The following is a 14982-nucleotide window of genomic DNA, read 5'->3' as shown; positions in this document are numbered from 1 at the left end:
GGAGATAACTATGAGCAGCGAATCTGCCCGCGTGAGCGCACCCGGCATGAAACGTGCCCTGCTGGGCGACCTGATGCAAACGGTCGGCATTCTGCCGATACTGATCTTAATCGTGGCGATATTTGGCTTTGTCGCACCTAACTTCTTCACCGAAGCCAACCTGCTGAACATCACGCGCCAGGCGTCGATTAACATTGTGCTGGCGGCGGGCATGACCTTCATCATTCTCACCGGCGGTATCGATCTCTCGGTGGGATCGATGCTCGGTACCACCGCGGTGGTGGCGATGGTGACTTCGCTGGATCCGGCATTTCAGGCACTGACCATTCCCGCCGCGCTGGGTGCGGGCCTGCTGATGGGCCTGTTCAACGGCATTCTGGTCGCCTGGGCCGGTCTGCCGCCGTTTATCGTCACGCTCGGCACCTACACCGCACTGCGCGGCGCGGCCTACCTGCTGGCCGATGGCACCACGGTGATCAACTCCGATATCAACTTTGAGTGGATCGGCAACGGCTATCTCGGGCCGGTGCCGTGGCTGATCATTATCGCCTTCGCGGTGATCGCCATCTGCTGGTTTATCCTGCGTCGCACCACGCTTGGGGTCCACATTTACGCGGTGGGCGGCAACATGATGGCGGCGCGGCTGACCGGCATCAAAGTGGGCGCGGTGTTGATTTTCGCCTACGCCACCAGCGGCCTGCTCTCCGGGCTGGGCGGGCTGATGAGCGCCTCGCGGCTCTACAGCGCCAACGGCAACCTCGGCGTTGGCTATGAGCTGGATGCCATTGCGGCGGTGATCCTCGGTGGCACCAGCTTTGTCGGCGGCATCGGCACGATTACCGGCACGCTGGTGGGCGCGCTGATTATCGCCACGCTGAATAACGGCATGACGCTGATGGGAGTGTCCTATTTCTGGCAGCTGGTGATTAAAGGGGCGGTGATCATTATTGCGGTGTTGATTGATAAGTATCGTACGCGGGGGCATGTGCATTAAGTGTGCGTATAGCGGGCTATTTTACCTGGAGCGTGCGTATAGCGGGCTATTTTACTTGCCATTTTGTCCCCGGGCAGTGCGCGCAATCCTCACGTATTGCAGTACGCTCCGGTTGCTGTGCGCTGGAAGTATGCGTATAGCGGGCTATTTTACTTGCCATTTTGTCCCCGGGCAGTGCGCGCAATCCTCACGTATTGCAGTACGCTCCGGTTGCTGTGCGCTGGAAGTATGCGTATAGCGGGCTATTTTACTTGCCATTTTGTCCCCGGGCAGTGCGCGCAATCCTCACGTACTTCAGTACGCTCCGGTTGCTGTGCGCTGGCCGTGAACAAACTGGCGGCGACAATAACGCCCTCGACCCGTGTGGAAAGATAAAAGCAAAAGCAAGTTAAAGGTAAAAGACAGGCAAGGGCAAGAGACAGGTAAAGGCAAGAGACAGGCAAGGGCAAGAGATCAGGCAAGCGGTATCGGTAACAGAGCGCCATTTAGCGGTTGGCACCATTAAACAGACTGGAGAGTGACTATGCGTTTTAATCCTATTGTCAGTGGGCTGCTGGCGGCCACGCTGCTGACTGCGCCGCTGTTGCAGGCGAAAGAGCTGAAGTCGATTGGGGTGACGGTGGGCGATCTGGCTAACCCGTTCTTTGTGCAGATTACCAAGGGCGCGGAGCTGAAGGCGCGCCAGCTGGCGGGCGACAAGGTGAACGTGACGCTGGTGTCGAGCGGCTACGATTTGGGTCAGCAGGTGGGGCAGATCGATAACTTTATCGCCGCGAAGGTCGATATGATCATTCTTAACGCCGCCGATTCCAAAGGCATTGGCCCGGCGGTAAAACGTGCGCGCGATGCCGGTATTGTGGTGGTGGCGGTGGACGTGTCGGCAGAGGGCGCCAATGCGACCATCACCTCTGATAACACCGAAGCGGGGCAGATGGCGTGTAAATACATTGCCGACCGCCTGAAAGACAAAGGCAACGTGGTGATCATCAACGGACCGCCGGTTTCTGCGGTACAGAACCGCGTGGAAGGCTGCATGAATGAACTGAAACTGCATCCGAACATCAAGCTGCTGTCGCATAATCAGAACGCCAAAGGCAGCCGTGAAGGCGGGCTGGAGATCATGACCTCGCTGCTGTCGGCCAATCCAAAAATTGATGCGGTGTTTGCGATCAACGATCCGACGGCGATCGGTGCCGATCTGGCGGCGAAGCAGGCGCAGCGGAGCGAATTCTTTATCGTTGGCGTCGATGGATCGCCAGATGGTGAAGAGGCGCTGAAGCGTAAAAACTCCCTGTTTGTGGCGACGCCCGCGCAGGATCCGCAGGTGATGGCCTCAAAGGCGGTGGAGATTGGCTATGACATTTTGCAGGGCAAGCCTGCGCCGGATAAACCGGTGCTGATTCCGGTGACGTTGATCGATCGCAACAGCGTCAGCGGTTACAAAGGCTGGACGGTGAAGTAAGCGCGTCGGGCGGCGCGATGCCGCCCGTGATTCAGGCGATGCGGGTTTGCAGTGGCTCAGCTTCCGGGCGCTGTACGTCGGCGGCAAACACATAGCCGAGGCCGCGAATGGTACGGATCAACATCGGCTGATGCGGGTTGGTTTCGATCTTACGGCGCAGGCGCATGATCAGCACGTCAATGGTTCGATCAAACACCTCCAGCGTTTCGCTGTGGGTCAGTTCCAGCAGTTGATCGCGCGTCAGCACCTTGCGGGCATGGCGCACCATCGCCAGCAGCAGGGAAAATTCGCCCTGGGTCAGCACTACTTCCTGACGCTGAGGATTGAGCAGCATGCAGCGGCTTTCGTCGAGCAGCCAGCCGTTGAACTGCCAGCCCGGCGTGCGCTGTTGAAAGGGGCTTTCCATACTCAACAGCCCACTGCGGCGCAACACCGCCTTCGCCCGCGCCACCACCACGCGTGGATTAAACGGCTTGGCGATATAGTCGTCGGCGCCCATCTCCAGGCCCACCACAACATCCGATTCTGAACCCATGCCGGTAAGCATGATCACCAGCAATCCGGCCCGGCTACGCTGCATCTGCTGTAGCACCAGCAGGCCGTTGGTGTCGGGCAGGATCATATCGAGCATCACCAGTGAAATCTCCGGATGCTGCGCCAGCAGGCTCAGCGCATCGCTTCCGCGATGACAGCAGAAGACCGTGAAAACATGCTCACTCAGTACGTCCTGAAGCAGCGCACAGATTTCAGGATCGTCATCCACCACTAAAATGGCTGGTTTCATGCCGCAAATCTCACCGTTAAAAAAGAGTTAAGCGAGTGTAACCGAGCCTGCGCGCCAGAAGAGTGACGGTGTACAGAATTGTGAGACGCGTCTTAAGGAATCGCACTGCACTTTTTTAGGGCGGATTGCGCCAAAAAAGGGCATGCACAGCACGGTTTTGCCCTCTGCTGAAGCAGCGTGCCGCAGCCGCTAAACCGCAGGGCTGTGCGCTGTGCCATCAGGCATGGCATAGCAATTGCTAGAGCCCATGGCCAGCGCCGTGTTGATCCGCGCGTTTGCGCCTCACAACGATAAGAAATCGCACCACTTTTCAGGCAAGCGGGCCAGCAACAGCGCCCCATTCATGAGAGAACACGCATGTTAGAAAAATTGTTCCAGCTTAAAGCGCATAACACCACCGTGCGGACCGAACTGCTGGCGGGGGTAACCACCTTCCTGGCGATGGCCTATATCCTGTTTGTGAACCCCAGCATTCTCAGCGCCACCGGCATGGACAAAGGTGCGGTGTTTGTCGCCACCTGTCTGGCGGCGGCTATCGGCTCACTGCTGATGGGACTGATCGCCAACTATCCGATTGCGCTGGCACCTGGCATGGGGCTGAATGCCTTTTTCACCTACACCGTGGTGTTGCACATGGGCTACACCTGGCAGGTGGCGCTGGGCGCGGTGTTTATTTCGGCGCTGATTTTCTTCGCGCTGTCGATTTTTAAAATTCGCGAATGGATCATTACCAGTATTCCGCTGCCGCTGCGCGCTGGCATTGCCGCCGGTATCGGCCTGTTTCTGGCCATTATCGCGCTGGAAGGTGCGGGCGTGGTGGTGGCCAATCCGGCGACGCTGGTGGGATTAGGCGATTTGACTAAGCCCGGCCCGCTGCTGGCGATCCTCGGCTTTATCATTATCGTGGTGCTGGAAGCGCGACGCGTCACCGGCGCGGTGCTGATTGGCATTATGGTGGTGACGTTCATTGCGATGGGCATTGGCCTGACGCCGTTTGGCGGCGTGTTTTCTGCGCCACCGTCGATTGCACCGACCTTTTTACAGCTTGATATCAAAGGCGCGCTGAACGTCGGCCTGATCAGCGTGATTTTTGCCTTTCTGTTTGTCGATGTGTTTGATAACTCGGGCACGCTGATTGGTGTCACCAAACGCGCCGGATTAACTGACGCGCAGGGCAATATCCCCAAAATGGGCCGTGCACTGGTGGCAGACAGCGCCGCCGCGCTGTTTGGTTCGCTGCTTGGCACCTCGACCACCACCAGCTATATCGAATCGGCGGCGGGCGTCAGCGCCGGTGGCCGTACCGGTCTGACTGCTGTGGTCGTGGCCGCGCTGTTTGTGCTGAGCCTGTTTTTCTCGCCGCTGGCCGCCAGCGTGCCTGCCTTCGCTACCGCGCCCGCGCTGCTGTTTATCGCCGTGTTGATGGCCTCTGGCCTCGCCGAAATTGACTGGAAAGATATCACCACCGCCGCTCCGGTTACGGTCACCGCCCTGACCATGCCGCTGACCTATTCGATAGCCAACGGCATCGCCTTTGGTTTTATTACCTGGACAGTGGTCAAGCTGCTGAGCGGCCGACTGAAAGAGGTGAATCTGGCGCTGATCGTGTTGTCGCTGCTGTTCGTGATTAAACTTGGGTGGTTGAGCGCATAACGGCGCGTGGGCGTTTTTCTCTGGCCGGAAAGGCCAGGGGAGCTTTGCCTTGCAGGCGGCTCTTAAGGTCAAGGTCAAATGCCATTTCGTTCTGCCTGAAGGCAGCCCGAGCAGGGCCAGGTCAAAAACGATTTCGTACAGGCTAAAGCCTGCCCGAGCAGGGCCGGCAGTCGCCCCGGCCCTGCACCCGCGCTATCCGGCAAACACAACCGCCCACTTCGTGGGTACCCTCAGCAAAAGCCTTTTCCTGACGGACCAGGCGCGATTCGCTCCCAGCTCAACGCACCTTCTCGCCGCATCCCTGCGGCTCGCCCTGGAAAACGCTTTTCCCTCGGCGTTTGTGATGCCTCCTCAAGGTCAACACCCAGGTCAAGGTCAGGGGCGATTTCGTTCTGCCTGAAGGCAGCCCGAGCAGGGCCGGCAGTCGCCCCGGCCCTGCACCCGCGCTATCCGGCAAACACAACCGCCCGCTGCGCGGGTGCCCTCGGCAAAAGCCTTTTCCTGACGGACCAGGCGCGATTCGCTCCAAGCTCAACGCACCTTCTCGCCGCATCCCTGCGGCTCGTCCTGGAAAACACTTTTCCCTCGGCGTTTGTGATGCCTCCTCAAGGTCAAAACCCAGGTCAAAATCGAAAAGATAAAAGATGAAATTCTAAATAAAACCTAAAACTCCAACCCTACAATTCAAAGCTCAAAGCTCAAAGCTCAAAGCTCAAAGCTCAAAGCTCAAAGCTCAAAGCTCAAAGCTCAAAGCTCGAAATTCAGAACCCAGAATTCAGAATCCAGAATCCAGAATCCATGCTCCTTAATCTGATATCTGAAACTAAAAATTGAAGTGCCTTTGCCTTTGCCTTTGCCTTTGCCTTTGCCTTTGCCTTTGCCTTTGCCTTTGCCTTTGCCTTTGCCTTTGCCTTTGCCTTTGCCTTTGTTGGTTTTGGCTTAGATGTTTGGGTTTTGACGTGGGTTTTGACGTGGGTTTTGACGTGGGTTTTGACGTGGGTTTTGACGTGGGTTTTGACGTGGGTTTTGACTTGGGTGTTGACCTTGAGGAGGCATCACCACCGCTGAGGAGGTGAACATTTTAGGATGTCCCGCCATGGATGGCGGGACAAGGGAGCGCTGAGCGGGGAGCGAATCGCGAGCGGTCCGTGAAGAAATGTGAACCGACGAAGGTACCCGCCTGCGGCGGGCGGTTGTGTTTGCCGGATAGCCGGGGTGCAGGGGCGGGCGACTGCCGCCCTGCTCGGGCTGCCTTCAGGCAGAACGAAATGGCCGTTGACGTTGACCCTAAAAGCCCGCCTGCAAGGCAGAACGAAATGGCCTTTCCGGCCAGAGGAAAACGATCCCCCGGCGTTCCCCGGCCCCTCAGCGGAATGGCGGCTCGTTAAACGTCCTCAGCTTCCTGGAATGCAACTTATCGCCCTCGGCGCGCAGCTGCTCCACCGCGTAAATACCGATCTGCAGGTGCTCGGAAATCGCGCCTTCGTAAAAGCGGTTGGCCTGACCCGGCAGCTTGATCTCGCCGTGCAGTGGCTTGTCAGAGACGCAGAGCAGGGTGCCGTAAGGCACGCGGAAGCGGTAACCCTGGGCGGCGATGGTGGCGCTCTCCATGTCTACGGCCACGGCGCGGCTGAGGTTGAAGCGCAGCGCGGAGGCGGAGTAACGCAGTTCCCAGTTGCGATCGTCGGTGGTGACCACCGTGCCGGTGCGCAGGCGCTGTTTGACCTCTTCGCCCGGCATGCCGCTGACCGCTTTGGTGGCGTCATACAGCGCGCGCTGTACTTCAGCAATGCTGGGAATCGGGATATCCGGCGGCAGCACGCTGTCCAGCACGTGATCGTCACGCAGATAGGCGTGCGCCAGCACGTAATCGCCGATGTTCTGGCTCTCGCGCAGGCCGCCGCAGTGGCCAATCATCAGCCAGGCGTGCGGACGCAGCACCGCCAGATGATCGCAGATGGTCTTGGCATTGGATGGACCGACGCCGATGTTCACCAGGGTAATGCCGCGGCCGTTGGGCGAGGTCAAATGCCAGGCGGGCATCTGATGATTCTTCCACGCCAGGCTGGAGATCAGCGCATCAGCGTTTTCGCTTTCGGCGGTAATCACCGCACCACCAGCACAGGCGAGGCTGTCATAAGGTGAGTTTTCATCGCGAATCTGTTCTATCGACCAGCGGACAAACTCATCGACATAACGCGTGTAGTTGGTAAACAGCACAAACGGCTGGAAATGCTCCACGGCGGTGCCGGTGTAGTGGCGCAGGCGGGCCAGCGAAAAATCGGTGCGCAGGGCGTCAAAATGCGAAAGCGGAAAAATGGTTTCAGCGTTGAACAGGCCATCGGCGGTTTCATCGCCGATATTCGCCAGCTCGGTGGTGGGGAAATGTTTGGCGATACCCGCACTCATCGAGCGATCCAGCACCAGATCGGAGCCGTCGATAACGTAGGGAAACGGAATCTCCTGCTGCGATGGCCGGACTTCGATGGTGACATCGTAATCTTTCTCAATCATCGCCAGCTGCTCGCGCAGATAGTGTCGCAGCAGCGCCGGACGGGCGATGGTGGTGCTGTAGCTGCCCGGACGGGTAAAGCGTCCCCAGGCGCGGGTGCGATTCAGCGGCGCATTCTCGCCATCCCAGCTGATACGCAGTTCCGGGTAGACAAACAGCCCGGCAGCACGGACGGCGGCATCGGGCAGGCTGCCGTCGGCAATGTAGGTTTTGATCGCCTCACGCAGCGCCTCGACGGCGTTTTGATACTGCTCTTCGAGCTTATCCAGCGCCTGCACGCTGGTGAGACCGGAAAAGTGCTTCTCAGGCATAAAATCTCCTTGTTGTCGCGCGACTGACATCGGGATCGCGTCGCATCATAAAAACCGCAGGTCATCCCCGGTTACGCTACTGTCAACAGTATGCATCAGAACTCGCGGTTTGGGGTTGATGAGCGGTGAGAATGAGACGGTTTCCCCTGGGCAGAGTTGTAATAAAAAATAACTAAACGCCGGAAAGACTTTGCGTTTTCCCAGGCCATTGATCATGATTATTACTCCTCTGGCGATCGACTCTTCAAGCTGGTATTAAATTGCAAAATCCTGGCGTATTACTGGTGCAGGCAGTTAAACGCACGGCGTGGTATCCCAAACGTCGTTCTTATAATGTGCTGTTCTGGCGCGAAATTACCCCTTTAGCCATTCCTATCTTTATCGAAAACCTCTGCGTCATGCTGATGGGCGTGCTCAGCACCTTTTTGGTGAGCTGGATTGGTAAAGAGGCGATGGCGGGCGTCGGTCTGGCGGATAGCTTTAACATGGTGGTGATCTCCTTTTTCGCCGCCATCGATCTCGGCACTACCGTGGTGGTGGCCTTTAGCCTGGCGAAACGCAACGGCAAGCGCGCACGGGCGGCAACGCGACAGTCGCTGGCGGCGATGACCGTGCTGGCGCTGCTGCTGGCGATAGGCATTGAGTTTATCGGTCCGCAGATCATTGACCTGATCGCCGGTCAGGCGGAGCCGCAGGTGAAGCAGCTGGCGCTGAGCTATTTGCAGATGTCAGCCTGGAGCTATCCGGCGGCGGCGATTACCCTGATCGGCAGCGGCGCGCTGCGTGGCGCGGGCAATACCAAAATCCCGATGCTGATCAACGGCGGCATGAACATCCTCAATATCATTATCAGCAGCGTGCTGATTTATGGCTGTTTCTCGTGGCAGGGAATGGGCTTCGACGGCGCGGCGCTGGGGCTGACTATTTCCCGTTATATCGGCGCGATTGGGGTGATTTATGTGCTGGTCATCGGCTTCAACCCCAAGCTGCGTATCAGCATTCCCAGCTACTTTCGGCGCTGGAACGGCGATATTTTGCGTGAGGTGCTGAGTATCGGCATTCCCGCCAGCATCGAATCGGTGCTGTTCAACGGCGGTAAGCTACTGACGCAAGTGTTTGTTGCGGGTATGGGTACCAACGAAATTGCCGGTAACTTCATCGCTTTTTCCATCGCATCGCTGATCAACCTGCCGGGCAATGCGCTCGGTTCCGCTTCCACCATCATCGTCGGCACGCGCCTCGGGAAAAATCAGGTGATGCAGGCGGAGCGGCAGATCAAGCATGTGTTCTGGCTCTCCACCATCGGCCTGTGCGCGCTGGCGCTGCTCTCGGTGCCGCTGGCGGGCACCATCGCGCGGTTTTATACCCGTGATGAAGAGGTGATCACCGTGGTGAAACACCTGATCTGGCTCAACGCGCTGTTTATGCCGATTTGGGCCGCCAGCTGGGTGCTGCCTGCCGGACTGAAAGGCGCCCGCGACGCCCGCTTTACTATGTACGTTTCCATGGCGGGTATGTGGGGCGCGCGCATCGTGTTTGGTTATTTGCTCGGCATTGTGCTTGGCATGGGCGTCATCGGCGTCTGGCTTGGCATGGTCATGGACTGGGCGGTACGCGGTGCCTTCTTCTGGTGGCGCCTGAAAAGCGGCAGCTGGCTGAATAACTACCGCAAAATGATGGCCAGGCTCAGCGCCAGCGAAGCCGCGCAAACGGTGCCGACGCCGCCGCAATAAATCATGACGCAGCGCACAAAGCGCGATATTGCCGGAGAAATTAGGGCGGACGCCTGAAGCGCGCCGCCCACCGTCCGGCTAGTTTAAAAGCCTGGAGGCGCCTGCCGCCGCTTTTATTCGCTTTGTGGGGTCGTTATGGCTTTGAAAAAAACGCTGTTAATGGTGTGTCTGCTGGCCAGCCCGTCGTTGTGGGCCACCACCTTTGTCTATGTCTCCAACGCCACGTCCGGCTCAATTTCCCGCTATCAGCTCGATAGCGCCAGCGGCGCGCTGACGCCAACCGGCACCACGTTGGTCGGCGGCAAAATCATGCCGCTGGCGGTCAGTCCCGATAAGCACTTTCTCTACGGTGCGGTCCGCAGCAAGCCGTGGTCGATTATCAGTTGGTCAATAAAGGGTAAAAACGGCGATTTACACCAGCGCGCCAGCGCCGCGGTGGACGCGAGCTATCCGTGGATCACCACCGATAAAAGCGGACGCTATCTGCTCGCTGCCTCCTATGACAGCGACGTGGTGGCCAGCCAGCGCATTGAGCACGGACTGGTAACCGGTCGGGTAAGCGGACGTTACAAAACCGGGCCGCACGCCCATTCGGTGGTGGTGGATAACAGCAACCGTTCGCTGTATGTCGCTAACCTCGGCAACGACCGCGTGCTGCAACTGGCGCTGGGCGCAGACGGCGCCATCAGTGAGATTGGCAAAGGCTACGTCAGCGACGAGAAAGAGAGCGGGCCGCGTCATTCGGTGATGTCGCCGGATAACCGTTTTCTCTATAACCTCACCGAGATGGGCGGCACCATTACGCAATATCGCCGTCAGCCCGACGGCGCGCTGGAAAAACTCCAGAGCTGGCCGAATGCGGTGGCGGCACGTTATCAGCTGGCGCACGGTCGTCAGCGACCGGCCGATTACAGCGATCCCACGCCGCGCATCTGGGCGGCCGATCTCAAAATCACCCCGGATGGCCGTTTTCTTTACATGTCTGAACGCACCTCCAGCACCGTCTCCGGCTATCGCGTCGATGCGCAAAGCGGGGCCTTAACGCTGATCGGCAGCTGGCCGGTAGAAAAGCAGCCGCGCGGCATGGCGATAGACGGTAGCGGCAAGTGGTTGCTGGTCAGCGGCGAGAAGAGCGCGGTGGTCGGCAGCTACGCGATCAACGACAAGGACGGCACGCTGGCGCGCGTCGGCGAAGCGGCCTGCGGCACCGGTGCCAACTGGGTAGTCACCGTCACGCGCTAAGCGCGGTGTCGTCTCTCAGCCTGCCCACCGTGGCAGGCTTTTTTATGTCCGCAGTCAGGCAAAGGCCGGAGGAATAATTGAAATTATTCAGGATATTAACTACACCTTTATAGTTCCCTGATGAAAGAGCGACCTGCGCAGACAATCCGCTGCGCGCGCGTCAGCAGGGTGATTAATGGGAGTAAAGGGATGACGAAAGAGAAGCAGGATGAGGCAAAAATTGCGAGTGAACTGCTGCTGGAGTGCAACTGCGCGTGGAATGGTCAGCTTTATGGCGCTTATCCGCAGGGCACGCCGCAGCTGTCGCTGATGCGGCTCTCTATTCCGCCACACACCTCGCTGCCGTGGCACACGCACCCGATGCCCAACGTGGCCTATCTGCTCTCCGGTGAGCTGACGGTGGAAGATAAAGAGAGCGGTGAAACCCACACTTTTCGCGCCGGTCAGGCGATTAACGAATCGGTAAACAGCGCGCACCGGGGTTATACCACCGGCGTGGCGGCAGAGCTGCTGATCGCCTATGCAGGCGTGGAAGGGCAGGCGCTGTCGGAGCCGCTGCCGGGCGAACCGGCTGAGTTTTAACGCCGGGCTTTAGTACTTTTCCTGCTAAGCAGGTGAGAATTAGTGGCTTCCGTTTTGTGCGCAATCGGCGTTAACTCAGGGCTTCACCTTGTTACCGTCAGGAGTCACCGATGCGCAGATTACTGCAGTTATGGAAGAACCTCGGCCAGAATGCCCGACAGTCAGAACAGGACGACAGCGATGCGCGACACTATTTTGAGCTGGTGATCCCGATGAGCCAGCTTTATGGCATCGAACCGCACCCCTCGCTTCATCGCTATTATGGAAAATAATCCCGCTTTTCACTGAGTACTGCCTGATGTGAAACGCGACAGCCCGCCAACCGTGCGGGCTTTTTTGTGCCTGTTATTTCAGCGTGATGCTGCTTCTTTCGCCAACTGTATGAATAGCGTCGGGTTTATGTAAACAAATGTGTTTATTTAAATTGAGCTGCGTGATAATAATGTGAACATAAATGATAATCATTATCTTTCAACTTATCATTTAAGGTGTCACCGCGCCGACCCGTTAGCGGAGAATCGGTTGATTAGGTCGTAACTGGCTGCAGGTGACGGAACAGAGATAACAATAAAAAGCCGCTGAACAAGTTAAAAATGGATAAAAATCGCAACCTGCCTTTTGGTAATTTTAGTTCTTTGACCTTATTTACCGGTTTGTGCATTGGCGTCACGCCTGCTGCTGCGCTTGCCGTTGACCAGGATGAGATGCTCGTTGAGGCCAGTGCGCCGTCGCTCTATGCGCCAAACGCCTCGGCAGACCCGAAATTCAGCCGACCGCTGGTTGATACCACCCGCACCATCACGGTGATCCCGGAAAAGGTGATGCAGGATCAGGGCGTCACTAATTTATCCGACGCGCTGAAAAACGTGCCCGGCGTCGGCGCGTTTTTTGCCGGTGAAAACGGTAACTCCACCACCGGCGATGCGATCTATATGCGCGGTGCCGATACCTCAAACAGCATCTATTCGGACGGCATTCGCGATATCGGCAGCGTCTCGCGCGACACCTTTAACACCCAGCAGGTTGAGGTGATTAAAGGGCCTTCGGGCAGTGATTATGGCCGCAGCGCGCCGACCGGTTCGATCAATACCATCAGCAAACAGCCGCGTCTTGACTCCGGCCTGGATGCCTCGGTGAGCGTCGGCAGCGCCTGGTTCCGCCGTGGCACGCTCGATCTCGATCAGGCGATCAACGACAACAGCGCTTTCCGCCTCAATCTGATGGGCGAGGAGACGCACGATGCCGGTCGCGACAATGTGAAAAACCGTCGCTGGGGCGTGGCGCCGTCGCTGGCGTTCGGCCTGGATACGCCGACGCGTCTCTATCTCAACGTGCTGCACGTCGAGCAGAACAACACGCCGGATGGCGGCGTGCCGACCATTGGTCTGCGTGGCTATCGTGCGCCATCGGCCGGCACCGCGGCGCTAAACGGTGCGGGCCGGGTGAACAGCGAGAACTTTTACGGCACCGATTCTGACTACGACGACTCCACCACCGACAGCGCGACGCTGCGCCTTGAGCACGATCTCAGCGACAGCACCACCGTGCGCAACACCACGCGCTGGGCGCGGGTGAAGCAGGATTACCTGCTGACCGCGGTAATGGGCGGCGCCACGAATATCGTGCAGCCCAACCGCAACGATGTGCAGAGCTGGAGCTGGTCACGGCTGGCGAATACCAAAGATGTCAGCAATAAAATTCTGACTAACCAGACCAATATCAGCTCACGTTTCCAGACCGGATCGGTGGGTCACGATGTCAGCGCGGGCGTGGAGTTTACGCGCGAAACGCAGACCAACTACGGCGTCCGGGCGATTACGCCGCCGCCGGTGAATATCTATCATCCGGTCAGTTCAATTTCCGTGGGCGGACTCGATCGCAACGGCGCCAACGCTAACGGACAAACCGATACTTTTGGTGTTTACGCCTTTGACACGCTGCAAATTACCCGCGACATTGAGCTGAACGGCGGCGTGCGCCTCGACAATTACCGCACCGAATATGACAGCGCCACCGCCTGCGGCGGCACCGGTCGTGGCGCGCTGGCCTGTCCGGCGGGCACGCCGCGCAACACGCCGATCACCACCATCGATACCGCAAAGTCGGGTAACCTGGTGAACTGGAAGGCGGGCGCGCTCTATCACCTGACCGACAACGGCAACCTGTACGTTAACTACGCCATTTCCCAGCAGCCGCCGGGCGGCAGCAGCTTTACCCTGGCGCAGAGCGGCACCGGCAGTAACGCTAACCGCACCGATTTCAAGCCGCAAAAAGCCAAAACCAGCGAGCTGGGCACGAAGTGGGAAGTGCTGGATAAGCGCCTGCAGCTGAGCGCCGCGCTGTTCCGCACCGACATCGAAAATGAAGTTGAGCAGAATGATGACGGTACTTCGTCGCAGTATGGCCGCAAGCGGGTAGAGGGCTATGAGCTGACCGCCGCCGGCAATATCACGCCGGAGTGGCAGCTGCTGGCAGGTTATACCTTGCAGCACGCCAGCGTACGCGAAGGGGCGAAGACCGCGCAGGATGGCGGATCGACCGTGCCTTACACCCCGGAGCATGCGTTCACGCTCTGGACGCAGTATCAGGCCAGCGACAGCATCGCTCTGGGCGGCGGCGCGCGCTATGTTGGCGGCATGCACCGCGGCACCGACGGCGCGGTCGGCACACCCTCTTCCACGGAAGGCTACTGGGTGGCCGATGCGAAAGCGGGCTACAAGGTCAACGCCAACCTCGATCTGCAACTCAACGTCTATAACGTTTTCGATACGCACGCTGTTTCCTCGATCAACAAGAGCGGCTATCGCTACCATCCCGTCGAGCCACGCACCTTCCTGTTATCAGCAAACGTGCATTTCTAATCTGCAAGGGGCGTCACGCCCCTTTACTTCATGAGTAACTGCGAATGATGTATCACATTCCCGCCGTGCTGACGCCTGATGCGCTGAGCAGCTTTCGCGACGCGTTGCAGCAGGCCAGCTGGATTGACGGCCGCGCCACCACCGGCAGCCAGGGCGCACAGGTCAAAAATAATCAGCAGATCGATATCCATACGCCGCTGTACGATCGGCTCCAGGCGCAGGTGCTGCAGGCGCTGAATAACAGCCCACTGTTTTTTGCCGCCGCGCTGCCGCTGCACATCTCCACGCCGCTGTTCAACCGCTATCAGCAGAATGAAACCTACGGCTTTCACGTTGATGGCGCGGTGCGGCACAACGGCAGCCAGGGATGGATGCGCACCGATCTCTCCGCCACGCTGTTTCTCAGCGAACCGGATGAGTATCAGGGCGGCGAACTGGTGGTGAATGACACCTACGGCCAGCACAAGGTCAAACTGCCAGCGGGCGATCTGGTGCTCTATCCCTCAAGCAGCCTGCACTGCGTCACGCCGGTGACGGCGGGCGAGCGCACCGCCTCTTTTTTGTGGATTCAGTCGATGGTGCGGGATGATAAGCAGCGCGCCATGTTGTTCGAGCTGGATCGCACGATTCAGACGCTGAAAGCGCGCCATGGTGAGAGCGACGAGCAGCTGTCGCTGCTGAATCTTTATCACAACCTGCTGCGTGGCTGGACCGAAACCTGACAGACGGCGGCATCCGCATATTCAGCCAGGTTGAATCTCTTCATCAATATCCTTCGATAACCCTTTGTCCGGCGGCAGCGTATCATGGTTGTTAAGGCGCCTGACCGTTCAGGCCACCGTTTCAGG

11 protein-coding genes are annotated in these 14982 nt (G+C 58.4%); 9 read left to right on the top strand and 2 right to left on the bottom strand.

Annotated elements, in window-relative coordinates; all coding sequences use genetic code 11:
* Window positions 1-10: 10 nt before the first annotated feature.
* Complete coding sequence (locus EM595_RS11220; protein WP_067431807.1) at window positions 11-994, top strand: ABC transporter permease subunit; 984 nt, start codon at window positions 11-13, stop codon at window positions 992-994.
* A 523-nt stretch (window positions 995-1517) separates the two neighbouring features.
* Window positions 1518-2456: an ABC transporter substrate-binding protein gene (locus EM595_RS11215; protein ID WP_067431804.1), complete on the top strand. Its 939-nt coding sequence runs from the start codon at window positions 1518-1520 to the stop codon at window positions 2454-2456.
* Window positions 2457-2487: 31 nt separating this feature from the next.
* On the opposite strand, the gene EM595_RS11210 is transcribed toward EM595_RS11215, so the two are convergent.
* Window positions 2488-3240 carry a response regulator gene (locus EM595_RS11210; RefSeq protein ID WP_067431801.1) on the bottom strand — a complete coding sequence of 251 codons (753 nt, stop codon included), beginning with the start codon at window positions 3238-3240 and terminating at the stop codon, window positions 2488-2490.
* 357 nt (window positions 3241-3597) lie between these two features.
* On the opposite strand from EM595_RS11210, the gene EM595_RS11205 reads away from it, so the two are divergent.
* Window positions 3598-4893 (top strand): NCS2 family permease, encoded by a 1296-nt coding sequence (locus tag EM595_RS11205; RefSeq protein WP_067431798.1) that lies wholly within the window; start codon window positions 3598-3600, stop codon window positions 4891-4893.
* Between the two features lie 1365 nt (window positions 4894-6258).
* Here EM595_RS11205 and EM595_RS11200 read toward each other — a convergent pair.
* Window positions 6259-7716, bottom strand: a complete 1458-nt coding sequence (locus EM595_RS11200; protein WP_067431796.1) for an AMP nucleosidase — start codon at window positions 7714-7716, stop codon at window positions 6259-6261.
* A gap of 284 nt (window positions 7717-8000) precedes the next feature.
* Here EM595_RS11200 and EM595_RS11195 point away from each other — a divergent pair, with 284 nt between their 5' ends.
* The 6 genes from EM595_RS11195 to ybiX all read left to right on the top strand — a co-directional run bounded on the left by EM595_RS11195 (window position 8001) and on the right by ybiX (window position 14856).
* Window positions 8001-9449, top strand: a complete 1449-nt coding sequence (locus EM595_RS11195) for an EmmdR/YeeO family multidrug/toxin efflux MATE transporter (RefSeq protein WP_067435414.1) — start codon at window positions 8001-8003, stop codon at window positions 9447-9449.
* Window positions 9450-9584: 135 nt separating this feature from the next.
* Entirely contained in the window at window positions 9585-10691 is a 1107-nt protein-coding gene (locus EM595_RS11190) for a lactonase family protein (RefSeq protein WP_067431794.1), read from the top strand.
* 189 nt (window positions 10692-10880) lie between these two features.
* Window positions 10881-11273, top strand: coding sequence for a cupin domain-containing protein (locus EM595_RS11185; RefSeq protein ID WP_067435411.1), 393 nt, complete (start codon window positions 10881-10883; stop codon window positions 11271-11273).
* A gap of 110 nt (window positions 11274-11383) precedes the next feature.
* On the top strand, window positions 11384-11545 hold the full coding sequence (locus EM595_RS21115; protein ID WP_157883877.1) for a hypothetical protein: 162 nt from the start codon (window positions 11384-11386) through the stop codon (window positions 11543-11545).
* Window positions 11546-11866: 321 nt separating this feature from the next.
* On the top strand, window positions 11867-14134 hold the full coding sequence (locus tag EM595_RS11180) for a catecholate siderophore receptor Fiu (RefSeq protein ID WP_067431793.1): 2268 nt from the start codon (window positions 11867-11869) through the stop codon (window positions 14132-14134).
* A gap of 44 nt (window positions 14135-14178) precedes the next feature.
* Entirely contained in the window at window positions 14179-14856 is a 678-nt protein-coding gene (ybiX, locus tag EM595_RS11175) for a PKHD-type hydroxylase YbiX (protein ID WP_067431792.1), read from the top strand.
* Window positions 14857-14982 lie beyond the last annotated feature (126 nt).

Origin of the sequence: Duffyella gerundensis (assembly GCF_001517405.1) — a bacterium.
Lineage (GTDB): Bacteria > Pseudomonadota > Gammaproteobacteria > Enterobacterales > Enterobacteriaceae > Duffyella > Duffyella gerundensis.
This window is presented reverse-complemented; position numbering and strand designations above follow the sequence as displayed.